This window comes from Egicoccus sp. AB-alg6-2 (assembly GCF_041821025.1).
Lineage (GTDB): Bacteria > Actinomycetota > Nitriliruptoria > Nitriliruptorales > Nitriliruptoraceae > Egicoccus.
In genome coordinates this window covers 201,534-227,783 of sequence record NZ_JBGUAY010000004.1, presented here as the reverse complement: position 1 = coordinate 227,783, position 26,250 = coordinate 201,534, and the positions used below count along the sequence as shown (strand labels likewise).

General features: G+C 72.8%; 21 protein-coding genes and 1 tRNA gene. 10 read left to right on the top strand and 12 right to left on the bottom strand.

Annotated elements, in window-relative coordinates:
* The first annotated feature begins 17 nt into the window (after window positions 1-17).
* The 5 genes from ACERMF_RS08325 to ACERMF_RS08305 all read left to right on the top strand — a co-directional run bounded on the left by ACERMF_RS08325 (window position 18) and on the right by ACERMF_RS08305 (window position 4,234).
* On the top strand, window positions 18-419 hold the full coding sequence (locus tag ACERMF_RS08325) for a BlaI/MecI/CopY family transcriptional regulator (RefSeq protein ID WP_373668595.1): 402 nt from the start codon (window positions 18-20) through the stop codon (window positions 417-419).
* Window positions 420-424: 5 nt separating this feature from the next.
* Entirely contained in the window at window positions 425-1,795 is a 1,371-nt protein-coding gene (locus ACERMF_RS08320; protein ID WP_373668594.1) for a M48 family metalloprotease, read from the top strand.
* Between the two features lie 86 nt (window positions 1,796-1,881).
* Window positions 1,882-2,109, top strand: a complete 228-nt coding sequence (gene secG, locus ACERMF_RS08315; protein WP_373668593.1) for a preprotein translocase subunit SecG — start codon at window positions 1,882-1,884, stop codon at window positions 2,107-2,109.
* A 38-nt stretch (window positions 2,110-2,147) separates the two neighbouring features.
* Window positions 2,148-4,046 carry an ABC transporter substrate-binding protein gene (locus ACERMF_RS08310; RefSeq protein WP_373668592.1) on the top strand — a complete coding sequence of 633 codons (1,899 nt, stop codon included), beginning with the start codon at window positions 2,148-2,150 and terminating at the stop codon, window positions 4,044-4,046.
* A gap of 104 nt (window positions 4,047-4,150) precedes the next feature.
* Window positions 4,151-4,234: transfer RNA gene (locus ACERMF_RS08305), tRNA-Leu, on the top strand.
* Between the two features lie 155 nt (window positions 4,235-4,389).
* On the opposite strand, the gene ACERMF_RS08300 is transcribed toward ACERMF_RS08305, so the two are convergent.
* From ACERMF_RS08300 to ACERMF_RS08280, 5 genes are read right to left on the bottom strand one after another with little or no spacing between them, the layout of a single operon-like run.
* On the bottom strand, window positions 4,390-5,415 hold the full coding sequence (locus tag ACERMF_RS08300) for an NAD(P)/FAD-dependent oxidoreductase (RefSeq protein ID WP_373668591.1): 1,026 nt from the start codon (window positions 5,413-5,415) through the stop codon (window positions 4,390-4,392).
* Complete coding sequence (locus ACERMF_RS08295) at window positions 5,412-5,963, bottom strand: isoprenylcysteine carboxyl methyltransferase family protein (protein WP_373668590.1); 552 nt, start codon at window positions 5,961-5,963, stop codon at window positions 5,412-5,414. The genes ACERMF_RS08300 and ACERMF_RS08295 overlap by 4 nt, the downstream gene beginning before the upstream one ends.
* Window positions 5,960-7,048, bottom strand: coding sequence for a type III polyketide synthase (locus tag ACERMF_RS08290; RefSeq protein WP_373668589.1), 1,089 nt, complete (start codon window positions 7,046-7,048; stop codon window positions 5,960-5,962). The genes ACERMF_RS08295 and ACERMF_RS08290 overlap by 4 nt, the downstream gene beginning before the upstream one ends.
* Window positions 7,036-8,235, bottom strand: a complete 1,200-nt coding sequence (locus tag ACERMF_RS08285; RefSeq protein ID WP_373668588.1) for a geranylgeranyl reductase family protein — start codon at window positions 8,233-8,235, stop codon at window positions 7,036-7,038. Before ACERMF_RS08285 ends, ACERMF_RS08290 begins: the two co-directional genes overlap by 13 nt.
* Window positions 8,232-9,065 carry a UbiA family prenyltransferase gene (locus ACERMF_RS08280; protein WP_373668587.1) on the bottom strand — a complete coding sequence of 278 codons (834 nt, stop codon included), beginning with the start codon at window positions 9,063-9,065 and terminating at the stop codon, window positions 8,232-8,234. The genes ACERMF_RS08285 and ACERMF_RS08280 overlap by 4 nt, the downstream gene beginning before the upstream one ends.
* 181 nt (window positions 9,066-9,246) lie before the next feature.
* Here ACERMF_RS08280 and ACERMF_RS08275 point away from each other — a divergent pair, with 181 nt between their 5' ends.
* The 3 genes from ACERMF_RS08275 to ACERMF_RS08265 all read left to right on the top strand — a co-directional run bounded on the left by ACERMF_RS08275 (window position 9,247) and on the right by ACERMF_RS08265 (window position 12,483).
* Window positions 9,247-10,911, top strand: a complete 1,665-nt coding sequence (locus tag ACERMF_RS08275) for a LuxR C-terminal-related transcriptional regulator (protein WP_373668586.1) — start codon at window positions 9,247-9,249, stop codon at window positions 10,909-10,911.
* A 124-nt stretch (window positions 10,912-11,035) separates the two neighbouring features.
* The gene (locus ACERMF_RS08270) at window positions 11,036-11,629 is read left to right on the top strand and encodes a GNAT family N-acetyltransferase (protein WP_373668585.1); all 594 of its coding nucleotides are present in this window, start codon (window positions 11,036-11,038) and stop codon (window positions 11,627-11,629) included.
* A complete protein-coding gene (locus ACERMF_RS08265) occupies window positions 11,626-12,483 on the top strand; it encodes a class I SAM-dependent methyltransferase (RefSeq protein ID WP_373668584.1) in 858 nt (285 codons plus the stop codon). The genes ACERMF_RS08270 and ACERMF_RS08265 overlap by 4 nt, the downstream gene beginning before the upstream one ends.
* Window positions 12,484-12,499: 16 nt before the next feature.
* Here ACERMF_RS08265 and ACERMF_RS08260 read toward each other — a convergent pair whose 3' ends face one another.
* The 6 genes from ACERMF_RS08260 to ACERMF_RS08235 form a co-directional block, all read right to left on the bottom strand.
* Window positions 12,500-14,683, bottom strand: coding sequence for an alpha/beta fold hydrolase (locus ACERMF_RS08260; RefSeq protein WP_373668583.1), 2,184 nt, complete (start codon window positions 14,681-14,683; stop codon window positions 12,500-12,502).
* 14 nt (window positions 14,684-14,697) lie between these two features.
* Window positions 14,698-15,486: a methanethiol S-methyltransferase gene (mddA, locus tag ACERMF_RS08255; protein WP_373668582.1), complete on the bottom strand. Its 789-nt coding sequence runs from the start codon at window positions 15,484-15,486 to the stop codon at window positions 14,698-14,700.
* Between the two features lie 28 nt (window positions 15,487-15,514).
* On the bottom strand, window positions 15,515-15,697 hold the full coding sequence (locus tag ACERMF_RS08250; RefSeq protein WP_373668581.1) for a hypothetical protein: 183 nt from the start codon (window positions 15,695-15,697) through the stop codon (window positions 15,515-15,517).
* 15 nt (window positions 15,698-15,712) lie between these two features.
* Complete coding sequence (locus tag ACERMF_RS08245) at window positions 15,713-16,105, bottom strand: carboxymuconolactone decarboxylase family protein (protein ID WP_373668580.1); 393 nt, start codon at window positions 16,103-16,105, stop codon at window positions 15,713-15,715.
* Between the two features lie 70 nt (window positions 16,106-16,175).
* Window positions 16,176-19,670 (bottom strand): AAA family ATPase, encoded by a 3,495-nt coding sequence (locus tag ACERMF_RS08240; RefSeq protein WP_373668579.1) that lies wholly within the window; start codon window positions 19,668-19,670, stop codon window positions 16,176-16,178.
* 95 nt (window positions 19,671-19,765) lie between these two features.
* Entirely contained in the window at window positions 19,766-19,933 is a 168-nt protein-coding gene (locus ACERMF_RS08235; protein WP_373668578.1) for a hypothetical protein, read from the bottom strand.
* Window positions 19,934-20,072: 139 nt separating this feature from the next.
* Here ACERMF_RS08235 and ACERMF_RS08230 point away from each other — a divergent pair, with 139 nt between their 5' ends.
* Complete coding sequence (locus ACERMF_RS08230; RefSeq protein ID WP_373668577.1) at window positions 20,073-23,240, top strand: adenylate/guanylate cyclase domain-containing protein; 3,168 nt, start codon at window positions 20,073-20,075, stop codon at window positions 23,238-23,240.
* On the opposite strand, the gene ACERMF_RS08225 is transcribed toward ACERMF_RS08230, so the two are convergent.
* Entirely contained in the window at window positions 23,200-24,243 is a 1,044-nt protein-coding gene (locus ACERMF_RS08225) for a cyclic nucleotide-binding domain-containing protein (RefSeq protein WP_373668576.1), read from the bottom strand. The genes ACERMF_RS08230 and ACERMF_RS08225 overlap by 41 nt on opposite strands.
* Before the next feature lie 85 nt (window positions 24,244-24,328).
* Here ACERMF_RS08225 and ACERMF_RS08220 point away from each other — a divergent pair, with 85 nt between their 5' ends.
* Window positions 24,329-26,239, top strand: coding sequence for a caspase domain-containing protein (locus ACERMF_RS08220; protein WP_373668575.1), 1,911 nt, complete (start codon window positions 24,329-24,331; stop codon window positions 26,237-26,239).
* The last annotated feature ends 11 nt before the right edge of the window (window positions 26,240-26,250 follow it).

The following is a 26,250-nucleotide window of genomic DNA, read 5'->3' as shown; positions in this document are numbered from 1 at the left end:
AGAGGCGAGGTGTGCGCGTGACACGACGCAACGAACCCCTGGAGACGCTGCTCGGCCCGCTGGAGCAGGAGGTCATGGACGTCTCGTGGCGCCTCGGCGACGCCACCGTCCGTGACGTGCACGACGAGCTCGCTCGTGTACGCAACATCGCCTACACCACGGTCATGACCACCATGGCCCGGCTCGCGAGCAAGGGGCTGCTCGAGCGCGACACGGCCGGACTGGCCCACCGCTACCGCCCGGCCGTCAGCCGCGAGGACTACGCCCAGTCGGCGGTCGGGGACGTGCTCTCCTGGCTCTTCGAACGCTATCCCGAGCCCGCAGCCGCGTATCTCGCCGACGTCGTCGACGACGTCGACGGGGTCACGCTCGACGATCTCCGGGCAGCGGTCGAGCGCCGCCGTAGCGCCGAACGCTGACGCCCGTGGACCTCGGTGTCCTCCTGACGCTGCCGCTGGAGTCGGTGGCGGTGCGTGCGGTCCTCGCGACCGTGGGCAGCATGCTGCTCGTGCGCAGCCTGCTGCGCACCGGCCTCCGAGCGCCATCGGTGCGCGTGGCGACGGCCATGGCGCCGGCCGCGGCCGTCGCGGGCGTGGTGGCGCTCACCTGGGGCAGCCTGCATCTGCCGTCGCTGATGCTGCCCGTGGACGGTGCCGACGCGCTGCCGATCCCGGTCCGGGACGGCTACCTCCACTTCGCCCCGATCGCCGCACCGCTGCTGGTGGGCGTGTGGGCCTCGGTCGCCGGCGTGAGGCTGTGGCGGCGCGGCCAGGTGTTCCGGTCGGCGCGACGTCACGCGATGCTCGCCCGGCGCGAGGGCACCGCCGCCCCGCAGCTACAGGCGATCACCGAACAGTTGGCGGCGCGCCTGCGTGTGCCGGCGCCGGCGGTCGCGTTGCTTCCGGCGTGCCCCGGCGGGGCGCTCGTCGTCGGCACGCGGCGCCCGGTGGTCCTGCTGGGGCAGGACCTGCTCGAGCGGCTCGATCCGGCCGAGCTCGAGGGGGTCCTCGCCCACGAACTCGCGCACGTGCGCCGGCGCGACAACCTGGTCTCGGGGGTGCTCGGCGCGGTTCGCGACCTCACCTTCTTCGTTCCGGGAGGGGGCTGGGCCGTCCGGCAGTTGCACCGGGAACGCGAGCTGGCCGCGGACCAGGTCGCGGTGGCCGTCACCGAACGGCCGGGCGCGCTCGCCAGTGGGCTGCTCAAGGTCATCGAGGCCGGACCGTCGGTGTCGCATCCGTGTGCGGCCCTGGCGCCCGGCGGGTCGCTGGTCGACCGGGTCCGGATCTTGGTGGAGGAGCAACCGCCGATCTCGCGTCCCCGCAAGATCGCCGAGTCGTTCGCGCTGACGGGCACGGTCGTGCTCGCCGTCGCCGGTGCGCTCGTGGTCCCGGGGGTGCTCACGGGCGCCGAGCACGAACGTGACGCGGTCGCGCTGGTCTGGTCGGGAACCGCGCCGACCGTGGCCGAACGCAATGCCGAACCCGTCGTGCCGGCCCGCGCCTTCGACGTCTACCGGCGCAGCCACCTCGACGTCGGCAAGCCCAGCGTGACGGGTTACGCGCAACTCGACGAGCGCAGCTACGAGAACCGGCGCAGCACCCTGCGTGCCTGCGGCGTCGACGGCGCCGAGTGCCCCGTCGGCGAACGCCGCGTCGGACTCGGCCTGCGTCCGCGCCCCGACATCCGCGTCGACGATGCGTTGACGCGACGGTGGTCGAACCCCACGCCGGTGGTGGCCGGCCAGGGCCGCGAGGGGTTCCGTGCCTACTGGCTGCCGCTCGCGCCCCAGTGACGCCTGCGGGCAGGCGGCGGCAGGGAGCCCTTCGCCGCTGCTACCCTCGCCCCACTTCCGTCCCGTGACCCTCCGGGGGACCACCCGTGCTCGTCGGCATCCTCGTCACCCTCCACGTGCTGCTCTCGCTCGTGCTCATCCTGTTCATCCTGCTCCACCGTGGGCAGGGCGGCGGGCTCTCCGACATGTTCGGTGGCGGGGCGGGCGGCGGCCTGCAGGGCTCGGCGGTCGTCGAGCGCAACCTCGACCGGCTCACGATCTTCACGGCCCTGCTGTTCGGCGCCACCAACTGCGCACTCGTCGTCCTGCTCTGACCCCTTCCGCCACGGCGCGCCGGCTGGCGGCGTTCGTGATGGGAACGTTGCTGTTCGGCGCCTGCACGGGTGGTGCGGTGGGCGACCCCGAACCGCCCGCCACGGCCCCGACCCTGCCGTCGGCGGGCGCCACCGGTGACGCGTCCGGGGGGACGCTGCGGATCGGCCTGGCGCTCGACCCCGTCAGCATCGACCCGCGGTTCGTCGCCGACGACGAGGGCGAGTTGGTCGTCGGCTCGCTCTTCGAGCCGCTGGTGACCTTCGACGAGCGCCTGCAGGTCGTGCCGGCGGCCGCGACGCACTGGGAGATGCTCGACGAGGGCGCACGGTGGATCTTCCACCTGCGGGAGGCGCAGTTCCACGACGGCACGCCGGTCACCGCACGGGACTTCGTCCGCACCTTCACCCGGCTGCTCGACGGGGCGGCGCGCCCGCCGTCCTACCTCGGTTTCCTGCTCGAGTCGGTCGAGGGAGCGGCCTCGGCCCAGCAGCGCGGCGGCACGGTGTCGGGCCTGCGTGCCATCGACGAACGGACGCTGCAGATCGAGCTCGTCGGCCCCGAGCCCGGGTTCCTGCGCACCCTGGCCGACCCGAGCCTGGTGCCGGTCCCTGCCAGCGCCGACGAGGACCTCGAGGCGTTCGCGCTGCAGCCGATCGGCAACGGTCCCTTCGCGATGCGGGAACCGCGCGAGCCGGGGCAGTTCCTGCGGCTGGCGCGCTTCCCCAACCACCACCGGGCCCCGCTGCTCGACGAGGTCGTCCTGTCGGTGTACGCCGAGAGCGCTCCCCAGGACCAGCAGTGGGACGACCTGCTGGCCGGGCAGCTCCACGTGGCCCAGATCCCGCCCGAACGGATCGAGCCGGCCCGCGATCGCTTCGGCACCTCTCCGGACGGCTACCGCGGGCCCGGACTGCTCGACGGCATCACGGCGACCGTCTACCTGTACGGCTTCGACACGTCCCGGCCTCCCTTCGACGACGTGCGCGTCCGACGTGCACTGTCGCTGTCGATCGACCGTCCCCGGCTGGCCGGGCAGGTGCTGGCCGGCTCACGCGTCGCCGCGTACGGCATCGTCCCGCCGTCCGTGCCCGGCGCGCAGGCCCGCGCCTGCGCCTATTGCCGCCACGACCCGGTGCAGGCGCGGTCGCTGTGGCAGGAGGTCGCCGCGGAGTACGCGGCTGCCGAGGCCGAAGGGGCCGAGGATGGCGAGGCCGGGGGGGTGACCGGGGAACCCGGCGAAGGCGCTGAACCCGGTGAGGTCACCGCCCCGGACGACGCCGCCGGCTCGGACGTCGCCGAGGACCCCGACGACGGGGACGAGCCCACCGATGCCGCCGGTGACGGCGACGATCCCGAGGCAGCGGAGGGAGCCGAGGGCGGAGAAGGTGGAGCCGAGGCGGACGATGGGGACGAGGAAGGTGTCGAACCGGCGCCGCTGCCCGACGAACTCGCACGGATCACCCTGACCCACAACCGCGGTCGGACCCACAGTGCGGTCGCCGAGCGGATGGCCGATGACATCGAGGCGGCGCTGGGGATCACGGTGGACCTCGAGGCCCTCGACCTGGGTCCCTTCGTCCAGCGTGTGCGCGAGCGGGGGGCCGGCGTGTTCCGCATCGGGTGGGAGAGCGGTGACCCCAGCCCCGGCGCCTACCTACGCCCGTTGTTCCACAGCGGCGAGATCGGCCGCGAGAACCTCACCGGGTACGCCGACGAGCGGGTCGACGCGCTGCTGGACGAGGCGAGATCGCTGGAGCAGCCCGCCGCGGCGCGGACCCGCTACCGCGAGGCCGAGCGCCTGATCCTGCAGGACCAGCCGGTCCTGCCGTTGCTGTGGTATCGCCAGCCGCGCGTGGTCGCTCCCGAGGTCGAGGGGCTGCGGTGGGCCCCCTTCGGCCGCATCGACCTGACCGAGGTCCGCGTCGTCGGAAGCTGAGCCGATGGCCGCCTCGGACAAGCCGCTGCGAGGACCTGCGCATTGGCGGGGGGTGGCCCCAGCGGCTACGCTTCGCGACTCCGCGGGCGGTCTCGCCCGCACACGCGCGAGTGGCGGAATAGGCAGACGCGCACGGTTGAGGGCCGTGTCCTCGAAAGAGGGTGGAGGTTCAAGTCCTCTCTCGCGCACTTCATGGCACGACCGGTCACTGCGGCCGGTCCGACAACCACACCGAAGCGCCCCCGACCGAGGTCGGGGGCGTTTTCGTCGGCCGTGCACCAGGTCGACACCCTCGTCGCGAACCCCGCGGCTGGCGGGTCCGCTCAGGTCGACGGCGCCGCGGTCACGTGGGCCTCGCGATGGCGTTGACCGCCGCGGAGAACACCCCGGGCAGGCGCTCGGCGGTCGGGACCAGCGCCCGGCGGATCGGGTGCAAGCGCGTGGCGCTCAGCAGCGAGGCCGTCAGCAGGCGGTACCGCCGCGTGATGGTGTGCCACTCGCGCTCGTAGCGGCTGGGGTCCTCGGCCACGATGGCGGCGACGGCCGCCCGAGCCTGCAGCACGGCCATCGCCACGCCTTCGCCGGTGAGGGCGTCGACGTAGCCGCCGGCGTCCCCGACGAGCAGCACCCTTCCGGCCACCCGCGACCGGGCCCGCTGGCGCAGGGGACCGGCGCCGAGGACGTCGCCGATCGGGGCGGCGTCGCGCAGCCGCGCCCGCAGGAGCGGGAACCGGGTCAGATGGTCGTCGAACGCGCCGCGTGCGGAGGTCAGCATGGCGACGCCGACGACGTCTGCGGTCACGGGGGTGACGTAGGCCTCGACCGACTCGGCCCAGTGCACCTCGACGTACGACGTCCAGGGCGGAAGCCGGTAGTGCCGTCGCACGCCATAGCGCCGCCGAGGGGAAGGTCGCCCGTCGAGCCCGAGTGCGCGCCGGACCGGTGAGTGGAGTCCGTCGGCGGCGGCGACGTACCGGAAGCGCTGACCGTCGACCGCCACTCCGTCAGGATCCTGTCGGATCTGCCGAGCGCGCCGCTGTTCGAAGGAGATCCCGGACGCCCTGGCCGCGGACCGCATCGCCGCGTGCAAGGTGGTGCGGCGGACGCCGCGGCCGAGCCCGCTTCGGAACGCCGCCTCGACGGCGCGGTGCCCGGCCAGGTAACGGATCCCGACGAGGTCTTGGCCGTCTGGCGCGATCCCGAGGTCCGCGAGCGCGGAGACCGCACCGGGCATCAGCCCCTCCCCGCACGCCTTGTCGATGTCGCCGGAACGTTTGTCCCACAGGGTGACGTCGAGCCCTGCACGCGCGGCGTGGAGCGCGGTGGCCAGCCCGGCGGGGCCGCCTCCGATCACGAGGAGGTCGCTCAAGGCGCCAGCTCCGCGGCCGGCGGTCCTGCGCGTGCCGCGGACGGCAACGCGTGCAACGCCCGGTTCTCGACGCGGATCCGTACCGCCAGCAACACCGCGTTGCCGAGCGTGAACACGACCGCGGTGATCCAGGCGGAGTGCACGAGCGGCAGCGCGAACCCCTCGACGACGACCGCCACGTAGTTGGGATGGGACAGGTACCGGTACGGGCCACCGGTGACCCGCGGCAGCCCCGGTACGACGATCACGCGGGTGTTCCACTGGCGGCCGAGCGTGCAGATGCACCACCATCGCAGCGCCTGGGCCGCGAGCACCAGCGCGAGCATCGTCCATCCGAGGGCCGGGACGAACGCCGGCCTCCGCAACCACACCTCGACCAGGGCGCCGACCAGCAGACCGCTGTGGATCACCACCATCACCAGGTAGTGCCGCCGACCCGTTTCCACCCCGCCCCGAGCGAAGCTCCACGCCGCGTTGCGCTTGGACACCACCAGCTCGGCCAGTCGCTCCAGCCCGACGGCGACGATCAGCAGCGTGAACCAGGTCATGTGGCCGCCTCTGGCATCCGGAGCAACACGAGTTCGGAGCAGAAGCCCGGCCCCATGGCGAGCATCAGACCGTAGGATCCCGGCCTCGGTGGCCGGTGCTCGAGGGTGTCGGCCAGCACGTGCAGCACCGACGCCGAGGACAGGTTGCCGATCCGGGCCAGGGAGTCCCAGGTCACCTGCAACGCCTCCCGCTCGAGTCCGAGACTCTCCTGCAGGGCCTCGAGCACCTTGGGTCCTCCCGGATGGGACACGTACCACTCGATGTCCTCCTGCGTGAGCCCGCAGTCGGCGAGGAACGTCCGGACGTCGTCGCCGACGTAGCGGTGCACGAGCGCCGGCACGCTGCTGTCCAGCACGATCTTCAGTCCACTCGCGCCGACGTCCCAGCCCATCGTCCGCTCGGAGTCGGGGTAGAGCCGGCTTCGGGCGCCGAGCACCTCCGGTTGGGGCGTGGTGGGCCGGTGGTCGATCGCGCGAGCGCGCTCGGCGCCGACGGCGACGACGGCCGCTGCGCCGTCGCCGAACAGCCCGCTGGCGACCAGGTTCGCCAGCGAGTCGTCGTCACGCTGCAGGGTGAGCGAGCACAACTCGACCGCCATCAGCACCGCCACGCCGTCCGGGCGTCCGCGCAGGTAGTCGTGGAGTCGTGCCACCCCGGATGCGCCGGCGACGCAGCCCAGTCCGACCAGCGGCATGCGCACGACGTCGGGACGCATCCCGATCAGGGCGGCGACGCGTGCGTCGAGGGAGGGAACCGCGAGGCCGGTGACGGTCGCGGAGACGATGAGATCGACGTCGTACGGGGTGAGGTCGACGGCCTTCAGTGCGTCGGTGACGGCCCGGGCGCCGAGTTCGACACCGGCCCCGATGAACACGTCGTTGGCCGCGGTGAAGTCGGCCAGTTCGGCGTACCGCTCCAGCGGCAGTGCGAGGTGCCGCGTCCGGACCCCGGCGTTGCCGTGCAGACGCCGTACGAGTCGGTCGTCGACGGCTGCGCTCAGCAGCGTGTCGGTGAAGGCCTCGGTGATCTCTGCCTGGCTGTACCGGTGCTCGGGGAGGATCCCCTGGACGCTCAGGATTCGCATGCTGGTGTGTCCTCGTGGTCGGTCCGGCGTCCTCGGATGCGCCGGTCGAGGGTGGCGCTCCCCAGCTCGCGGGTGAGCCCACGGACCATGATGGCCGTGATGCGCCCGCGCGCCAGCCCGAGTTCGACCAGGTCGTCGAAGACGCGCTGCTCGGCGGTGGCTGCCCGCAGTCCCGCGTCGATCACCCGGGGATGGCGGCAGAGCCACGCCGCTGCCGCCACGTGGCGGAGGTGGCCGGCCAGGAGCGTCTTCGTGGTCCGGGCGTAGCGTGCACCCGCGGTCGCGGGCTCACCCGCGACCAACGCCTCGGCGGCGGCTCGACCTGCGGCGAGCCCGGTCGCGACGGCGTAGTAGATGCCCTCGCCGGTCATCGGGTTCACCAGCCCCGCCGCGTCACCGGCGAGCAGAATCGGCCCGTCGGGTGGACGCCAGCGCCCCGTGGAGAGGGGCAGCTGGTGGCCCTTCCAGCAGCCGGGCCCGCCCTCGGTCGCCCCCGGCAGCAACGTTTCGAGCCGCTCCATGAGCTGGCCCCGGTTGGGACGGGCACGCTGGCCGCCGAGCAGTTCGCCGTACCCCACGTTGGCGAGGCCGTCGCCGCGGTCGAAGGACCAGGCGTATGCCGGCTGCCGTGCGGTGTCGTAGACGATGATCTGTGCATTGGAACGGTGCGACGGCGTGGGGGAGTACCCGCGGAGCGCGACCGCCATCGGGCCTGCGGGCAGGCCGAGGGCCTGCCGGACGCTCGAGTGGGCCCCATCCGCGCCGACGACCGTCCGCGCCTCCACCTCCCCGTCCAGCACGACCGGGGAGCCCTGGGCGACGTCGCGGACCCGGTGACGCAGCAGTGTCGCGCCCGCTGCCTGCGCCGCGTCGACCAGTCGCAGGTCGAATTCGGTCCGCGGGATCACCCACGTGGGTCGCACCATCTCGCGGTCGACGCCGAGGGAGCCGCGGTCGAGTCGCAACCGGGGCACCGGCACGTGGTCGTCGACGATCCCCGTGACGCCGGCCCCGACGAGGAGGTCGATGACGCGCGGGGCGATGCCGTCGCCACAGGACTTGTCGCGGGGAAATCCGGCGCGGTCGAGCAGCGCCACCCGGAGCGAAGGCGCGGCGCGAAGGGCGCCGATGGCGGCGGCGGAACCGGCCGGTCCGGCGCCCACGACCGCCAGGTCCCAGGCCGTCATCCGGCGACCACGGCGAGGAGCGCGACGTCGACGAGCGCGATCGCGACCGCCGCGTTGAACGGCGTCCTGCCGTCGGCGAACAGGGCCACGGCGGCGAGCGCGACCACGACGGCAAGTGCCGTCCACCCCCAGACGGTCGGTGCGTCCGCGGGGCCGAGGACCGCGACCGCGGATGCGAGGACCAACAACGCCGTGGCGATGACCCGACTCGGGACGGCGCCCAGCCGGTGCGGAAGCCCCTGCACGCCGGTGGCCGCGTCGTCCTCGAAGTCGAGGAGCGTGTTCAGGAAGTGCGCGGCGACCCCGAGCGCCGCCGCGGTGCCGACCATCCACGCCGGCGGCCACCGGGACGGGCTGCCCGCCAGGCTCACGACGGCGGGCAACGAACCGAACGCCACCGCGTACGGCAGCCAGGACCAGGCGGTCGCCTTGAGGTGCACGTTGTACAGGTGACCGAAGGCGACCAGGAGCGCCAGGTGGGTCAAACCGCTGCGCCAGCCTGCCAGCATCGACAGCGCCACGCAGACGACTGCCGCCACGATGAGCCAACGGAGCACGAAGGAGGGCGTCAGGTCGCCGTTCGCCAGCGGCTTGTCCGCTCGGCCGACCTCGCGGTCCCGATGGACGTCGAGCAGGTCGTTGCCCCAGCCGATGGTCAGCTGCCCCGCGAACACGGCCCCGGTGACGACGGCGCCCTCGGCGGGGGAGAGATCGTGGGCGAGGGCCAACAACGCCGTGATGGTCGTCACCGCGACCGACGGGCCGACGTGCGCGGCGCGGAGGAGCAGGACGAGGTCGGCGCGACGGTTCGCTTCCGCGCCGGTGGTCACCGTGCCGTCCGCGTCGCGGTGGCGCGCGCCGGAAAGGAGTTGCGGCGGACCGTCATGGCCCGACCCTACGTGACCCGCCCAGCTCAGGGAAGCGGTGGCCGTTGCCGACGGCGGGTGTCGGAGGACGCTGCCATACTCGGAGTCGAGAGGAGGTCGTCATGGGGACGGCGCAGGTGGCCCCGTGACCGACGCCGAGGTGGCTGGGTCCGCCCGCGGCGACGGGGATGTCCTCGACCGCGCCCGGGAGGCCTACGTGCGCCGCGACTGGGTCACGGCGCGCGGTGACTTCACGGAGGTCCGCCGTACGCGCGACCTGCACCCCGACGACCTGTACGCACTTGCGAACTGTTCCTGGTGGCTCGGCGACCTCGACGCCTGCCTCGCGCTCCAGCGGCAGGTCCACCAGCGCTACCTCGACCTCGACGACCCGGTCCGTGCGGCGCTCGTCGCGATCGACGTCGGCTACACCCACCTCATCCGCGGTGAGGAAGCGCAGGGGTCCGGCTGGATCGGCCGTGCCGTGCGGCTGCTGGAGGACCGGACCGACACGATCGAGTACGGCTTCCTCGAGTACCTCGACTTCGAGTCGGCGTTCCGGGCCAGCGATCCCGATGGTGCCATGGAGGCGGCGCGGCGTGTCCAAGCGCGGGGCCGGCGGTTCGCCGACCCGACGCTGACCGCCCTGGGGGTGCTCGGTGAAGGACGGGTCCTGGTGCGCCGGGGTGAGGTGGCGGCGGGCATGGCGCTGCTCGACGAGGCGATGGTCGCCGCCATGTCCGAGGAGCTCGACCCCGGATGGGCCGGCAACGTCTACTGCCATCTCATGGTCGCCTGCCACGAGATCGCCGACCTGCGTCGCGCAGGCGAGTGGACGCAGGTGACCGCCGACTGGTGCCGGTCCATGCCCGGGGCCGGCCCGTTCATGGGCATCTGCCGGGTCCACCGGGCCCAGATCCTGCAGGTACGGGGTGACTGGGACGCCGCGGAGGGCGAGGCGGTCCACGTCTGTGGGGAGCTGGCGCACTTCGACGTCGAGATCGTGGCCGAGGCACGGTACCTGCTCGGTGAGCTGAAACGCCTTCGCGGTGACCTCGCGGGGGCCGAGGCGTCGTATCGCGAGGGGCACCGGTTGGGACGCGACCCGCAGCCGGGCCTGGCGCTGCTGCGCGTCGCCCGCGGGGAGGCGGACACCGCCTACGCCTCGCTCCACGCGGTCCTCGCCGCGACCGAAGGAGACCTCTGCGGACGAGGTCGGCTCCTGCCGGCAGCGGTCGAGGTGGCGCTGGCCGTCGGCGAGTCGGACCAGGCCCGGCGCTGGAGCGGGGAATTGCGCGACATCGCGCGGCGCTACGGCACCACGGGGTTCACGGCGGCGGCCCTGCAGGCGGAAGGTGCCGTGCTCCTGGCTGGTGGCGAGGTCGAGGAGGCCCGGCGCGTCTTGCGCGACGCGCTGCACGCGGCGCGAGAACACGAGGCGCCCTACGACGTCGCCCGGATCCGCCTGCTGTTGGCAACCGCCTGCGAGCAGCTGGGGGACCGGGAGTCGGCGCTCCTCGAGCGCGACGCCGCAGCCGAGGTGTTCGCGCGGCTGGACATCGCCGATCCGAGGTCGCGACTCGGCCGCCGATCGTCACCGGCGGGACTCACCCCTCGCGAGACCGAGGTGCTCGCCCTGGTGGCGGAGGGACGCTCGAACCAGGACATCGCGGCCGAACTGGTGCTGAGCATCCGCACGGTCGAGCGGCATCTGGCGACCGTCTACCAGAAGTTGGGGCTGCAGGGCCGCAGTGCCCGGGCCGCGGCGGTCAGCTTCGCCCTCCGCGAGGGGATCCTCACCCGCCGATGACGCAGCGGACCGACGCGCCCACGGCGCGGACGGAACCTACGTGGTCGTTTGCGTGCCAGCACCCAGGTGGGGACCGGGCGTCGTCCGTAGGTTCGACCGGGTCCCTCGTTCCAGGAGAGAACCGATGCGCGCCCCCGTCACCGAAGTATCCACCCCGCCGCCCGCCCTCCAACGGGAGCGGAGCATCGCGACCCTGGTCGTGGCCTTCGCCGACGACCCCGTCATCCGCTGGTTCCTTCCGGACGCGCCCAGCTACCTGCGCCGCTTCCCGGAGCTGCTCGACCTGTTCGCCGAGACGGCCCTGCAGGCGGGTGACGTCGATGTCGCCGGCCAGGATGCCGGCGCCGCGTTGTGGCACGCACCCGACGCGCAACTCGACGACAAGCGGCTCGTCGGCCTGATGTACGCGACGGTCGCTCCCGAGCGTCGCCCTGCGGCGTTCGGCATGCTCGAACAGATGGCGGAGCACCATCCCACCGAACCGCACTGGTACCTGCCTTTCATCGGGGTCGACCCCACGTGTCAGGGGCAGGGGCACGGCTCGCGGTTGCTCGAGCAGGGCCTGGCGCGGAGCGATCGCGACCGCCTTCCGGCCTACCTCGAGGCCAGCAGCCCCAGGAACCGGGCGCTCTACGAGCGCCACGGCTTCGTCGCCTTCGCCGAGCTCCAGGTGGCCGACTCACCGCCGCTGTGGCCGATGCTCCGGCTGCCCGCATGACGACCATCACCGAGGACGTGGATCCCATGGGCACCCAGCCGTCGCTCACTCCCGCCGCGGCCTATCAGGCCTACTACGGTCCGGCCATCTTCGAGCCGCTGGCTTCCATCCTGCTCTCGCGCGCGCGGCCGTCACCGGGCGAATCCGTGTTGGACGTCGCCTGCGGCACGGGGATCGCCACGCGGCGAGTCGCAGTGAGCGTCGGAACCACCGGGCGGGTCGTCGGTGTCGACGTGAACCCGGCCATGCTGGACGTGGCCAGGGCCGTCACCTCGGAGACCGACCTCACGGTCGAGTGGCAGCACGGCGACGGAACCGCGCTGCCGCTGCCCGACGCCGCCTTCGACCTGGTCCTCTGCCAGCAGGGGCTGCAGTTCTTCCCGGACCGGGATGCGGGGGCGCGCGAGATGCGACGGGTGCTCCGCGTGGGGGGACGCGCCGTGATCGCCGTCTGGCAGGGCCTCGAGCACCATCCGTTGTTCGCCGCGCTCGCCGACGCCGAGCTTCCGGAGCTGGCGCGTTTCGACGTGCAGGCCTCGTACGGCGACCTGGTCGCCCCCTTCTCCTTCGGCGACGCGGCGGTGCTCCGCGACCTGTTGGTGGCGGCCGGCTTCCGGCAGGTCGAGGTGGTGCAGGCGTCCGTCGTGGCCCGCTTTCCCGACCCCGACCGCTTCGTCGAACGCCTCGAGTACGCCTACGCCGCCGTCGTACCCGCCTTCGCCGAGGACCCCGCCGCGTTCGCCGGCTACCTCGAGGCCGTCGACCGGAGGACGAGAGACGTCGTCGACCGCCACCGGGACGGCGACCACGTCGTCATCCCGATGCAGACCAACATCGCCATCGCGCGCGGGTGACCGGCACGCCGAAGCTTCACAGCAAGTCGGCGAGCAGCGCGGCCGCCCGGGCGGCTCCGTCGGTCTCGACCGGGCGGTAGTGCACCTCCCGACCGATCTCGCGGGCGATCAGTCCGGCGAGGTGATCGGGGTCGGCCTGGGCATACTCCAGCCGCCGGCCCGCCCGGTAGCGGTCCAGCCGATGGCGGACGTGGTGGTTCTGCTCGAAGTGGTGGCGCAGCGGCACGTACACGAACGGCCGACGTGCGGCCGTCAGCTCCATGCACGTCGTGAGCCCGCCCTGCACGACGGCGAGATCGCAGGCCGCCAGGTGCCGGTGGAGCTCGGGGACGAAGCTGCGCACCTCGAGGCCGTCCTGCCGAGGCAGTTGGTCGGCCGCGATGCGTGGCCCGGTGACGACGACCATGCGAAGCCCCGGCACGTGCCGGCGCGCGAGGGGGAGGGCCTCGATCGTCCGTCGTAGCAGGTCGACGCCGACACCCGACCCGCCAACGGTGACGAGGCAGACCTGTTCGTCCGGTGCGTAGCCGAGCTCGGCTCGCAGCGACTCGCGGTCTTCGACGTGGGCCGGGTCGAAGCCGGTCACGTACCCCGGGAAGTCGTAGTGCGCGCGCGTCCAGCTGCGGATCTCGGGCAGGTCCGGCCCGAACCGCAGCGGGACGACGTCGGACGGGTTGCCGACGAAGATGGCGCGGTCGCGCACGTTGGGGAACCGTTCGATGTGCTCGATCATCTGGGCGTTGACGTCGGATGCCACGAGCGCCTCACGGACGTCGGCGTCGACCGATCCGGAGGGTGGCCAGCGGCCGCTGCCCGGCATGGGAAGCATCCCGACGAAGTCGGTGAACCAGGCGTAGGCGAAGCGCTTCAGCTCGGGGTTCTCGTGCAGGAAGTAGTCGACGTCCCAGGCTTCGTCGCCCACGACGAGGTCGTAGTCACGCTCGGTCGTCACCTCGTCGAACAGCATGAAGTTCGCCACGAGGATCTCGTCCATCTCGCGCAGCGCCTGGAAGCAGTGCAGGTCGTGTTCACCGGCCTCCGCCTCGATGTGGCTGGACTCGTTGGCCAGCCAGCGACTCGCCGGATGGATCGTCTCGCCGGCTCGCTCGAGCACGGCGGTCACGGGGTGTTGGGCGAGCCACTCCACCTCCACGTCGGGGTGGTGCCGGCGAAGTTCCTGCGCGATGGCGAGGTCCCGACGCGCGTGCCCGAGGCCGATGGGTGAGGAGAGGTAGAGCACCCGCTTCGACCGGCCGGTGGCGCGGCGCCAGCGGAGGTGCCCGGCGGGGGCAGGTCCGAGCCGCGCCACGAACCGTCGGATGGCGAGGTTGACGGCGACGGGATCGCGCGCGGCGGGCAGGTGGCCGCCGCCCTCGAGCACCAGGAGCTGTCCGCGCGTCAACGCGGCCAGCCGCTCGGCGCGCCTCAGCGGCGACACGTGGTCGTGGTCGCCATGGATCACGAGCACGGGACAGCGGACGCGTCCGCACGCCTGCTCGAGTTCGGATCGGTCGGGGGCCTTCTCCCCGGCCTGCTCGGCGGCCAGCACATCGGGCGTGGTGTCGAGTCCCCACGAGACGCAGTCCTCGATCTGCTTGGTCGAGTGCGCCTCGGGAAAGCACTGGCCGAAGAAGAACCACAGGTAGTCCTCGTGGTGGTCCCGCATGTACCGCAGGTCGTGCTTGGCCCAGTGCCGGGGCGGATCGCTCCCGCCCAGGGGGACGGCCGATGGCGGGAGGGTCGGCGTGGGGGCGTCGGTCCCGGTCTCGCCGCGCTCCCGGGCTCCGGCCTGGTCGGCGAGGTCCAGCGACGGTGCGATGAACACGCATCCGAGCACGCGTTCGGGATGCTCCGCGGCCAGGGCGAGCGTCCAGTACGAACCCTTGGACAGCGACACGATGCAGGCGCGGGCCGTCTCGGTCGCGTCGAGGACCGCGAGCGCGTAGGCGCACTGGGTGTCGTGGAAGTAGGCGGCGGGATCGAGTGGGCGCGCCGACCGCCCGTTCCCCGGGCCGTCGTAGGTCACCACCCGGAAGTGGCGGGCGAGGTAGGCCAGCTGCGGCTTCCAGAACCGTCGGTGGATCAACGTCCAGGTGGGGAGCAGGAGCAGCGTGGGCGAGCCCGTGCCGTGCACCTCGTAGTGGATCTTGACGCCGCCGTGCTCGACGTACCCCTCGACGTCGGCCTCTCGCGCGCGCATCTCCCCGCCCTCCCTCAACCATCCTGCGCAACGGAGGCGCCGACGTCCACCGGTACCTGCCCACGGCCGTGACGGCGACGTAGCCGCGGGACGAAGCGGGGCACCTCGGCCTCGTAGCGGCGATACGGCTCACCGAGCTGTGCACGCAGGTCGTGCTCCTCGAAGCGCACGCCGACGACGATGTAGGCCGTGCCGAGTGCCGCGAACAGCAGGCGACCCTGGCTCATGTCCGGCGTGGCCCAGAACACGATCAGGAAACCGACCATGATCGGGTGGCGCACGAAGGCGTAGAGCAGCGTGACCCGGAACGGCGGGGGCGTGTGGCGGCGCTCGCGGGCACGCGCCACCACCTGCCGCAGACCGAACAGTTCGAAGTGGTCGATCAGGAAGGTGCTCGCCACGACGACGATCCAGCCGAGGGCATAGGTGGCCCACAGCAGCATGCGTGGCACCGCGGCCTCCACCGTCCACACCGGCGTGGGCAGCGGTCGCCACTGCGCGAGCAGCAGGATCAGCACCAGGCTCGCCGCGAGCACGAACGTGCTTCGTTCGAGCGCCGGCGGGACGAATCGCGTCCACCACCGCTTGAAGGCCGGGCGGGCCATCACGGTGTGCTGCAGGGCGAACAGGCCGAGCAGTCCTGCATCCACCAGCACCGCGAGCCAGACGGCGCCCACCGCACCGTCGTCGATGCCACGGGGCACGAATGCATTCGCCAGGAACCCCATCGTGTAGGCGAATGCTCCCAGGAACACGAGGTAGGCGAGCACGCCGTACCCCACGATCATCACGCTGCGCGTCATCGTCTTCTCCCATGTTCGACGTCGTGCGTCAGCTGCGGTTGACGGCCTCGTCGTAGCGGTCGAGCACCGCACGCAGCTGCTTCCTGGCATCGGGCGGCAACTCGCCCTCCGCCCCCGCCTCCGCCCAGCGGGCGGCCGAGATCAGCGCCGCGAGCTCGAGCGGATGGAACGTGACCCGCCAGGCCGTCGGTCGCATGCGCTCGAGCTTCACGGCACCACCTCCCGGTCAGGCGCTGAGGTGCTCGCCGATCTGGGCCAGCTCCTCCGCGAACCGGCCTTCGTCCTCGCGCATGCCGTTGAGATAGACGCTCCACCCGACCGTGTACTTGGCGAGGTGGACCGCTTCCTGGATCTCTTCCTCGGTGGCGCCGAACAACTTCGCGGCTTCGGTGTGGAACAGGGTGCAGTAGCGGCACCGCGTCTCCGCGTGGACCGCCAGCATCAGCAGTTCCTTGTACTTGTTGGGGATGACGGTCTCGCCGAGTTCCATCCGCCGGAACAGCTGCCACTCGTGGTCGAGCGTGTCCTCCGGCAGCGTGCTGAAGAAGCTCGGGACGAGCCCGAGCGTGTCCTTGATCTCGGCCTCCACCTCGCTCGTCGGTCGTGCGGTCGTCGTCATGCCGGTCCTCCTTATCGGGTGTCCGGACACCGTGACAGGAGCTGTTGCAGCGCCGTTGCAGAGGAGCGGATCAGCCGGCAGGTTCACCGCTGGGCTCGGTGCGGCGGCGGGCAGCGACGGCTAGCAGCCCTGCCCGCAGACCGGCGTCGGGGATCGAGGCGGCGACGACTTCGAGGTGGACCGTCGCAGCCGCCTCCTCGCCGGTGGTCCGCTGGTGGTCACCCTCGTGTCGCTCGAGGTGGGCAAGCGCCTCGTGGAACTCCCAGGCGAGCGGGCGCAGGGATGCCTGCTCCGCCAGGCGGACGCCCTCGTCGAGGCACCGGCGTGCCGCTCGGGCGTCGCCGTCCAGCAGCCGCGCTCGTCCGCGGAGCAGGCGGTCGCTGGCGACCACCTCGACCCAACCGGACCGCTCCGCGGCCGGTCGCAGCCGGTCCAGCAGTTCGAGCGCTTCGGCGAGCGCTCCCTTCGCGATCAGCAGCCGAGCGACCGCACCATAGGCGTGGGCCGCATGGAGAAAGGCCGTGCCCGGGGGGGTTCGCACCTGGTCGAGCAACCGTGCTGCGCGGGCGAGATGACGGTCCGCCGTGCAGACGTCGCCCGCCCGCCAGCAGGCGAGCGCGAGGTGGCTGACACACCGCAGCAGGTAGCTGTCCATGCCGTCCCGTTCGACGGCTGCCAGACCCGCCTCGAGGGTGGCGATCGCCGCTTCGTGCGCACCCGCGTCACTCAGCACCCACCCGAGCATGGCGTGCGAGAACGCCGTCCACCAGGGGTGGTGCCCCGCGATCGCGGCCCGACCCGCGCTCCCGGCATCGTCGACGGCTGCCCCGTAGTGGCCGCGGGCGCGGTGCAGCCAGGAACGTTGGGCGAGGAACAACGATCCCCACGGGTGGCCGGTACGGCGGTTCAGGGCGAGCGCGCGCGCCAGCACCAGGTCGGCTTCTCCCCAGTTGGCCGCCGCCAACGGCGGGATGACCGACTCGAAGACGCACCACTGCAGCAGCGTCAGGTCGCCGGTCTCGTGCAGCAGCGCCTCGAGTTCGGGCAGGACGCGACGCAGTCGCGCCACGTCGCCGGTGTAGGCGCCCACGTTCTTGACGGCGTCGAGTGCCACCGCCGTCGTCCGCGCGTCCTCGATCGCTCGCGCGCGGCGCAGGGCACGCTCGGCCATCTCCGCCGCGAGGTCGAACCGGGTCCGGTTGGTCCACACGACCGCGATCCGGCCCATCAGGTCGACCTCGAGCGGTCCCAGGGCGGCCGACTCGGCCACCGCGAGTCCCACCTCGAGGTAGGGCAGGCAGTCGGAGGAGGGTCGACCCAACCCGACGATGACGTCACCACCGAGTGCGCGGAGCGCGGCGGCCTCCAGCTCCGGCCGGGCGCTTCCGCGCGCGAGTTCCGCGGCGGTCTCCAGGTCCTCGAAGGCACCCTGGTAGTCGGCCAGGGCCTCCCGGACCCGGGCGCGGCCGAGCCGGGCACGGGCGATGCCGACGGGGTCGGCGGCGGCCTCGCCGGCGACGATGGCCCGGTGCAGCAGTTCCTCGGCGTCCCGGTTGGCGTAGCGCTCGGCGGCGCGGTCGGCTGCGGTCAGCCAGGCCACGTGTGCCGCGGCCCAGTCGCCCACGGCTGCCGCGTGGTTCGCGGCCGCTTCCGGTTGGCCGATCAGCAGCTCGGCGGCGCGCTGATGGCGCAGTCGTCGAACCGCAGCGGGCGTGTCCTGGTACACGATCTCACGCGTCAGGTCGTTGCTGAACCCGAACCTCGGTCCCTCCTCGACCACGAGCCCGGCCGACATCGCCTGCTCGACCCGCTGGGCCGCTGCGTCGGGTGCGAGCCCGAGCAGTGCCGCCAGCGTCTCGAGGTCGAAGGTCGCCCCGAGCACCGCGGCCGTGCGGAGCAGGTGCTCGACGTCGGGACCGGCACGCTCGACCCGTCGCAGGACCGCCGCGCGCAGCGACGACGGCACGGGCGGTTCGGCGACGTCGGGTCCGGCCTCGGCCAGCGCGCGCAGCGACTCCACGACCGAGAGTGCGTGCCCGCGCGTGAGCGCGAGGATGCGTGGCAGGAACCGCTCGGCACCGGCCCGCTCGACGAGCGCGGCGACGGCCCGGTCCGAGAGTCGCCCCACGTCGAGGACCTGCGCGGTCGAACCGAGGTCGGCGAGCACCGACCGGCCCTCCTCGGCGCGGACGGTGGCCAGCACGAGCAGCCGGTGGTCGCTGGTGTGCCGATGGATGTAGTGCAGCAGCTCGACGGTCGCCGCCCCGGCGTGGTGCAGGTCGTCGACGAAGACCACCACCGGCCGCTGGGCGGCGAGCTGTCCGACGAGGAAGGTGATGGCCTGAAAGGTCCGTTGCCGCGCGACCTCGGGGTCTGCGCGCTCGCGTGCGGGAGTTCCGAGGAGCTCCTCGAGCTCCGGCGAGAGCGCGGCCAGGGCGGCGGCCCAGGCCCCGGCCGACTCCCGGACGCGCGCTGGCGGCGTCTGCCGGACGAGCTCGTGCACCACCTCGACGATCGGTGCCAGCAACAGCGAGCGCTCCGCCTCGTAGCACCGCACCCGCGCGACGGTGCCGCCGGTGGCCTCGGCGGACGTCAGCAGTTGCAGGGCCAGTCGGGTCTTGCCGACGCCGGCTTCCCCGACCAACAGCACCATCCCACCCCGGCCCCCGGCGGCCTCGGACCATCGACGCTCGAGTTCGCGCAGTTCGGCGGCCCGGCCGACGAACTCGCCAGCCGCAGGCTCTCCGGGGGAGACCGATGGTCGACCGAACGCGGGCACCGGGTCCGGCGACTCCTCGCGCAGGAGCGCCGTGTGGACCCGTAGCGTCTGCACCGACGGGTCGGTGCCCAGCTGTTCCGCCAGCGCACGCCGGAGCCGATCGAACGCGACGAGCCCGACGGGCGGTTGACCGCGCAGCTGGGCCGCGCGCATCACGGCCCGCGTCGCCTCCTCGTCCAAGGGGTCGTCCGCGCAGGCGGCCTCGGCGAGCTGGAGTGCGACCTCGTGGTCACGCAGCAGCAGGGCCGCGTCCCAGCCGACCCGCCGCAGCGTACGGCGCAGGGTGAGCAGCGCGGCACGGTGCGGTTCGACCCACGGCGCATCGGTCTCGTCGGCGAGCAGCGCGCCGCTGCCGACGAGCTCCAGTGCACGGGTCGCCGCGGACAGGGCGAGCGAAGGTTCCCGCGCGTCGAGACGTGCGACGGCGACCCGTGTCAGCCGTTGCGCTTCGCACAGATCCGTCTCGAGCGACGGATGCATCAGCAGCCGGTATCCGCCTGCGGCGCCCTCGAGGAGATCGCTGCCGAGCCGCGCACGCAGGCGGCTGACGAGGCTCGCGACGGTGCGCTTCGCCGTCGCGGGTGGGGCACCGTTCCAGAGGATGTCCTCGATGCGGTCCAGCGACACCACCTCGTCGGGGTGCAGGAGCAGGACCTGCAGCAACGTCCGTTCCTTGCGGCTGCCGAGGTCCCGCAGCGGCAGCCGGCGGCCGCCGCGGGACACCGTGAACGGGCCGACGAGGTCGAAGCGCAGGCGTTCGGACGTCGGCGACCGCTTCGCGCCCACGACGTTCCCACCTGTCCGCCGGTTCCTCCCGACACCAGCATGGCAGGCGCGACGCGAGGGAGCGACCGATCAGGGGATCTCGGCGTGCCCGGGCGTCACGCGACCCGCAGCCGGCCCTTCGCTCCCTTGCCGTCCACGTCCTGCCACCACTGGGCGATGGCGGTGTAGAAGGACGCGAGGTCGTCGACATGCACGTGCACCGAGACGGGCACGAACTCGTTCGCGGTCAACTGGTCCATCTCGCCATACACGTTCTCGCTCACGGCTCCCCTCCGGTTCCCCGTGGACACGCGCCACGGTGCGGGCGACGCTAGCGGCGACCCCCGATCGGGGTGACCGGACGGCAGGACGTTTCTCCCGGGCGCCGGCCCGGCGGAAACGCCCCGGGAGTACGCTTCGTCGGTGGACACGTGTGGGACGTGTGGGGAGCAGAACCCGGCGCACGCCAGGTTCTGTCTCGGCTGCGGTCAGCCGCGGCACGCCGGCGACGACGAGGCTCGGAAGGTCGTCACGGTGCTGTTCGCCGACGTGGTCGGGTCGACGGACCTCGGCGAACGGCACGATCCCGAGGCCTACCGCGCCGTGCTCAACCGGTACTTCGAGCGGATCCAGACCATCGTCTCGCGCCACGGCGGCGTCGTGGAGAAATTCATCGGCGACGCCGTGATGGCCGTCTTCGGCCTGCCGACGGTGCACGAGGACGACGCGCTCCGGGCCGTGCGCGCCGCCGTCGAGATTCGCGACGAGGTGGAAGGGATGGCGGCCGCCGCCGTCCCTGGACGTGTGACCCTGCAGTGGCGACTGGGTGTGAACACCGGTGAGGTGCTCGTCGGCGGCGCCGGTGGGCGCACGCTGGCCACCGGTGATGCCGTCAACGTCGCGGCCAGGCTCGAGCAGGTCGCGGCGCCCGGGGAGGTCCTGATCGGTGAGACCACCTGCGGACTGGTGCGTCATGCCGTGGTCGTCGACGTCCTCGAGCCGCTGCGCGTCCGCGGCAAGGCGGCGCCACTGCGTGCGTACCGGGTGCGCGAGGTCGACGCCGGTGCCGTCGCCCAGGCGCGCCGGTTCGACCTGCCGTTCGTGGGCCGCGAGGCCGAGCTGGAGCTGGTCGCGTGGACCGTGCGTCGGACGCTGCAAGCCGGCGCACCCCACCTGCTCACCGTCTACGGGGCGGCCGGGATCGGCAAGACCCGGCTCGCGACGACCGCCCTCGAACAGGCGCCCGTACGGACGCTCTACGGCCGGTGTCTGCCCTACGGCGACGGGGTCACCTACTGGCCCCTGGCGGAGGCGCTCGCATCCGCCGCCGGCATCACGGACGCGGACACGCAGGAGGAGATCCACGACAAGCTCGCGACGCTGGCAGGTGGAGCGGTCCCATCGGAGACCCTGTCGACCGCCGCAGCGGCGGTGGGTCTGACCGACGCGGTGCTCTCGGTCGATCCCGACGATGCGCTCGCCGACCTTCTCGCCGCCTGCGCCGGCGACGCTGGTCTCGCGATCGTGATCGACGACCTCCACAACGCCGAACCGCCACTGCTCGACCTGCTCGACCGCCTCGCCCGGTCGCGATCCGGTCCGTTGCTGCTGCTGGGGATCGCCCGTCCCGAACTCCTGGAACACCGGCCGGGTTGGGCGGGCGGCACGACCGGCGCGCTGTCGCTCACCCTTGCTCCCCTCGAGGATCGTGACGTCGCCCGCCTGGTCGACGACCGCCTGGATGGGCCGGTCGACCCCCTCGCCGTCGAGCGCCTGACCGCAGCCGCGGCGGGCAACCCGCTCTTCCTCGAGGAGCTCGTCGCCACCCTGGTCGAGGCCGGATCGCTGCGCCGGACGACCGACGGCTCGTGGTCGTTGGCCGAACCCGAGGGGCAGCTGGCCCTGCCCGCCAGTATCCACCTGCTGCTCGCCTCCCGTATCGACCGCCTCGACGCCGAGGACCGCGCGTTCCTGGGGCGCGCGGCGGTCTGCGGCGAGGCGTTCTCGTGCGACGCCGTCGCGGCACTGACCGCGGAGGCCGAGCACGACGACGTGGTCGCGCGGGCCGAGCGACTCGTGGACCGCGAGCTGTTGCGCCCGGGCCCCGAGGGCTACGAGTTCCGGCACAAGTTCGTCCGTGACGCGGTCTACGCCGGGTTGCCGCGGCGGCTGCGTGCCGATCTGCACGAACGGCACGCCGCCGCGCTCGAGGCCAGGTCACCCAGCCCACGCGTCGACGAGTTCGTGCTCCTGCACCTCGAGCGGGCCCTCGACGAACGCGTACGGCTCGAGCCGACCGACGTACGCATCGGGCTGCTCGCGACCCGACACGGCCAGCGTGCCGCCGACGCAGGGTGCCGCGCCCTCGCACGTGGTGACATGCCCGCGGCCGTCCGGCTCCTCGGCCACGCCGTCGACCGCCTTCCTCCCGACGATCCCCGCCTGGCCCAGCTGCTCACCGATCGCGGCCGCGCCTTCGCCGAGGTCGGGAACTTCGCCGCAGCCGAGGACGAGCTCCGGCGCGCCATCCGCACGGCCGAGCTCGCGGGTGACCGCCACGTCCGGATGCATGCGCTGCTCAGCGCCGCCTGGGTGCGCTCCAACGTCGATCTCGACGGTTGGGCGGCCTACGCCACCGAGGTGTCCGACGAGGCCATCGCGGTCTTCACGGCCGCCGCCGACGATCGGGGTCTCGGTCGGGCGTGGGGGCTGCGCGCGGAGGTCCACTTCCTGCGGGGGCGGTTCGCCGACGCCCTGCAGGCGATGGAGCGGGCCGAGAGCCACGCGCGCGCCGCGGGTGATGAGGCGGAGGAGCGGGAGAATGCCGTCGCGGCCGCATTCGTCCTGCCGCTGGGGCCGTGGCCGGTGGAAGAGGCGCTGGCCCGGTGCACGTCGTTGCTCGAGCGCTACGCCGGCGAGCCGGCCCTCGAGGCCCGCGTCCTGCAGATCGTGGCCCTCCTGCGGGCGATGTCGGGGGAGGGTGATGCTGCCCGGGACGCGCTGGTCGGCGCGCAGGTGCGCTTCGCCGAGCTGGGGCAGCGGTACTGGGCGGCGGCGGCGACCGTGTTGCAGGGGCATGTCGAACGGCTGGTCGGCGTGCCGGAAGCAGCTCTCGATGCCCTGCGATCCGGCATGGCGCTGCTCGAGGAGATGGGCGACCACGCCCAGGCGGCCGTGGTCGCCGCGACGGTCGCGGTCTGCCTGCCGGACCCGGACGACCCCGAGGTCGTCCGACTCACCGAGCAGGCACGGCGCAACGCCGCGGCGGACGACGTCGAGGCCCAGGTGCGTCTGCGTATGGCGGAGGCCCGTCTCGCCAGGGGGGCCCGGGACCATTCGGCGGCGGTGACGTCGGCGCGGGACGCCGTCGCCATCGCCTCGACCACGGACAGTCCCGTCCTGCAGGGGGATGCGTCCCTGCTGCTTTCGGAGATCCTGGTCGACGAGGGTTCGCCGGCGGCCGCCGCCCGTGCGCTCGACGTCGCCGAGGACCGCTACGCGGAGAAGGGCCACGCGGTGGGGCTCCGTGACGTGGCGCGGCTCCGTGCCCTCAGCTCGACCGGTGCTCCTCGCGCCGGTGACCCTCGCTGAGCTCGGCCAGCGCTGCGCGCTCGACCTGATCGGCGGCGACCACGGCGACCTTGGCGCGGGTCGTCGCCCGCAGCGTCGCGGTGCGCCGCTCACCCTCCAGGACGGCCCGTTCCCCGAGGATGGCGCCCGGCCCGAGCTCCGCCACGGGTTCCCCGTCCACCTCGACCATGAGCAGCCCGTCGAGCAGGAGGAACAGCGCGTCGCCGGGCTCGCCCTGCTCGACCAGGGTCTCCTGCGGTTTGAGCGTGCGGAACGCTGGTTCCTTCCCACCGCGCATGACCGTCTCGGACAGTCGCCGCTCCAGCGCCGACTCCGCGGGTACGAGCACGGGCGCACGGTCGTCGCCGGTGCCCCAGGGCGTCTCACCGGTCAGGGTCTCGCCCGCGAACTCCAGCAGCCCGAGTACGCCGGTCTTGGCCACCAGCCGGCCCTCGCCGTCGTAGAGCCAGTGGCGCGGGAAGGGGCTGGCCTGGACGATCTCCTGCTCGGCCCGTCCATCGGCATGGAGGGTCAGCGCCAGGGTCGTCCACACCGGTGGCGCCACCACCTGTACGTAGGGCTTGCGTTTCACCGGACGGGGCATGGGCACGCCGGTGCGGCACCCGACCGTCTGCAGGAATCGCACCGAGGTCTCGGTGACCTGGGGCGCGGGCTGCTCGATCGGGTGCTCGACCGCGGCGAACGACACGTCGCGCTTGCCGAACGAGAGGGTGGTGACACCCATGTGGAACGTTCCGTCGTACCCGTGGTCGACGATGCGACCGTCGCGTACCTCGATCCAGGCGCTGAGGCGGTTCGCGAAACGGAAGGCGTTCTGCGCCTGTAGTGCGTCAAGGTCGGTGACGACCTCGGGTGGCGGCGGATCGAAGTGCGCCAGGCCCAGGTCGAACGCCGCGCGGACGACCGGTGGCATCGATTCCGAGGGGATCCACGACAGCACGAGTGCCGACGACTCCACCCTGGTGCCCGTCCCCGTCCCCTCGACCCCCGTCGCCTCGCCCATCCCGAAGCCCCCTCTGCCGTGGTCCTCAGGTGGCATCATGCACGGGTCGGCCGACGACGACCAGCACGAACCGCGAGGGCGGACGATGAACGCACCGCTCTTCGCGCTCCTGGTCGGTGTCGATCGATACTCGCATCCTGACGTCCCCGGCCTCGCGGGCTGCGCCAACGACGTCCGGGCGATGCGCCAGGTACTCGTCGACACGTTCGACGTGCCCGGCGACCACGTCGTCGAACTGGTCGACGAGGAGGCGACCAGGTCGGCGATCGTCGAGGCGTTCGCGACCCATCTGCGCGCACGTGGGGAGGCGTGGCAGCGTGTCGGCGGGGGGACCGAGCCCCCGGCCTTCCTGTTCTACTTCAGCGGCCACGGGTCCAGGGCACGCGACGTCACCGGCCGGGAGCCCGACGGCTACCACGAGACCATCGTGCCCCACGACGCGCGCCATCCCGACGTCTACGACATCCGCGATCTCGAACTGGCGGCGTGGCTCGAGGACCTGCCGGGCGAGAACACGACCGTGGTCCTCGACTGCTGCCACAGCGGTTCGGGGACGCGCGGCCGCCGAAGTCAGCGTGTGCGGGCCGTCCCTCCCGACCCGCGCCCGCAGACCGATCTGCTCGATCGGCAACGGTCGCCGACCACGCGTTCACGGACGCGCGGCGTGACGACCGGTGGACCGGTCAGGCACGTGCTGCTCGCCGCCTGCACCGCCGAGCAGGAAGCCTTCGAACACGTCGGTGACGACGGCACCGTCCGCGGCGCCTTCACGTACTTCCTCGTCCCGCAACTGGCCGCGATGGGTGCGGGGCCCCGGTTGACCTACCGGCAGCTCCACGAGCGCGTTCGCTTCGCGGTCAACGACGCACGGAGGAACCAGACGCCACAGTGCGAGGGCGACGTCGACCGCCTGGTCTTCGACCATCGCCGCCGCCCCTGGAGCGTCCAGGCGGCCGTCATCGGCATTCGTCGAGAGCGGGTCTGGCTCGACGCAGGCCGGGTGCACGGTCTGACGCCGGGCAGCACGATGGCGCTGGAGCGAGCAGACGGCAGATCCGCGATCGTCGCGCTCGAGCACGTCGAGCCGGTTCGGTCCGCCGGTCCGGTGCTCGGCCGGGTGGCACTGCCGGAGCGGGGCACCGGTGCACACCTCGACCGCCTCGATCTCGGGGCTCACCGGTGGCGGCTTCACGTCACTGCCGCCGACCAGCCCGCGACGGCGTCGTTCGTCGCCGCGATGAGATCGGGACCCCTGGCCGGCGTGGTCACCCACGCGGACGCCCTCGACGACGCCGACATGGTCGTCACCGTCGAGGATGGCCGGCTCCTCCTCGCGGACGCTTCGGGGCGGCGGCTCGTCGCCGCCGACGACCCACTGGCGTTCGTCGCCGCGGTCGCGCACGTGGCGCGATTCGCGTGGCTGTTGCGTTCGGAGCGGCCGACGCTCCAGCGTGGAATGCCGCCGCCCGTCCACCTCCGGGTGAAGGCGCTCGTGGCGGACACCTTCGGCGAGCGACAGCTCACCGAGGTCTCCCGGCGCCCGGACGGCGCGCACGAGGTCGTGGCGGGTACACCGCTCGTCGTCGAGCTCGCCAACGACGCACGGGTGCCGCTGTACGCCGCGCTGATCGCGTTCACCTCCGATTGGGCCGTCACCGTGCTCCACCCGTCCGTCCGGGGCGCACAGGACCGAATGGCACCCGGCGCAACCGTCACCGTCGGCGGCGCACCCGAGCGGTCGTTGACCGCATTCCTGCCGGACCACGCCGACGAAGCCATCGATCACCTGCGGGTCGTGGCGACCACCCACGCGACCTCGTTCGATGCCCTTGCGCTCGCTCCGCCGCCAGCGGAGTGGTCGGCCGCCGGCCCGCTCCCGCCGCCCCCGACCGGCCGTGAGGCCCTTGCCGAGACCGCGACGCCGCCACGCCGGGGAAACGGCGTGCCGAGCCTGTGGGTCACCACCGACGCCGTGCTCGTCACCCGAAGGGACTGAGAGCGGCTCGT

Coding starts and splice junctions, on each gene's coding strand:
- ACERMF_RS08310 (WP_373668592.1), top strand. CDS start 2,148: ATGGGAACGTTGCTGTTCGGCGCCTGCACGGGTGGTGCGGTGGGCGAC.
- ACERMF_RS08295 (WP_373668590.1), bottom strand. CDS start 5,963: ATGACCTGGTTCACGCTGCTGATCGTCGCCGTCGGGCTGGAGCGACTG.
- ACERMF_RS08290 (WP_373668589.1), bottom strand. CDS start 7,048: ATGCGAATCCTGAGCGTCCAGGGGATCCTCCCCGAGCACCGGTACAGC.
- ACERMF_RS08285 (WP_373668588.1), bottom strand. CDS start 8,235: ATGACGGCCTGGGACCTGGCGGTCGTGGGCGCCGGACCGGCCGGTTCC.
- ACERMF_RS08270 (WP_373668585.1), top strand. CDS start 11,036: ATGCGCGCCCCCGTCACCGAAGTATCCACCCCGCCGCCCGCCCTCCAA.
- ACERMF_RS08265 (WP_373668584.1), top strand. CDS start 11,626: ATGACGACCATCACCGAGGACGTGGATCCCATGGGCACCCAGCCGTCG.
- ACERMF_RS08260 (WP_373668583.1), bottom strand. CDS start 14,683: ATGCGCGCGCGAGAGGCCGACGTCGAGGGGTACGTCGAGCACGGCGGC.
- mddA (WP_373668582.1), bottom strand. CDS start 15,486: ATGACGCGCAGCGTGATGATCGTGGGGTACGGCGTGCTCGCCTACCTC.
- ACERMF_RS08245 (WP_373668580.1), bottom strand. CDS start 16,105: ATGACGACGACCGCACGACCGACGAGCGAGGTGGAGGCCGAGATCAAG.
- ACERMF_RS08225 (WP_373668576.1), bottom strand. CDS start 24,243: ATGGGCGAGGCGACGGGGGTCGAGGGGACGGGGACGGGCACCAGGGTG.
- ACERMF_RS08220 (WP_373668575.1), top strand. CDS start 24,329: ATGAACGCACCGCTCTTCGCGCTCCTGGTCGGTGTCGATCGATACTCG.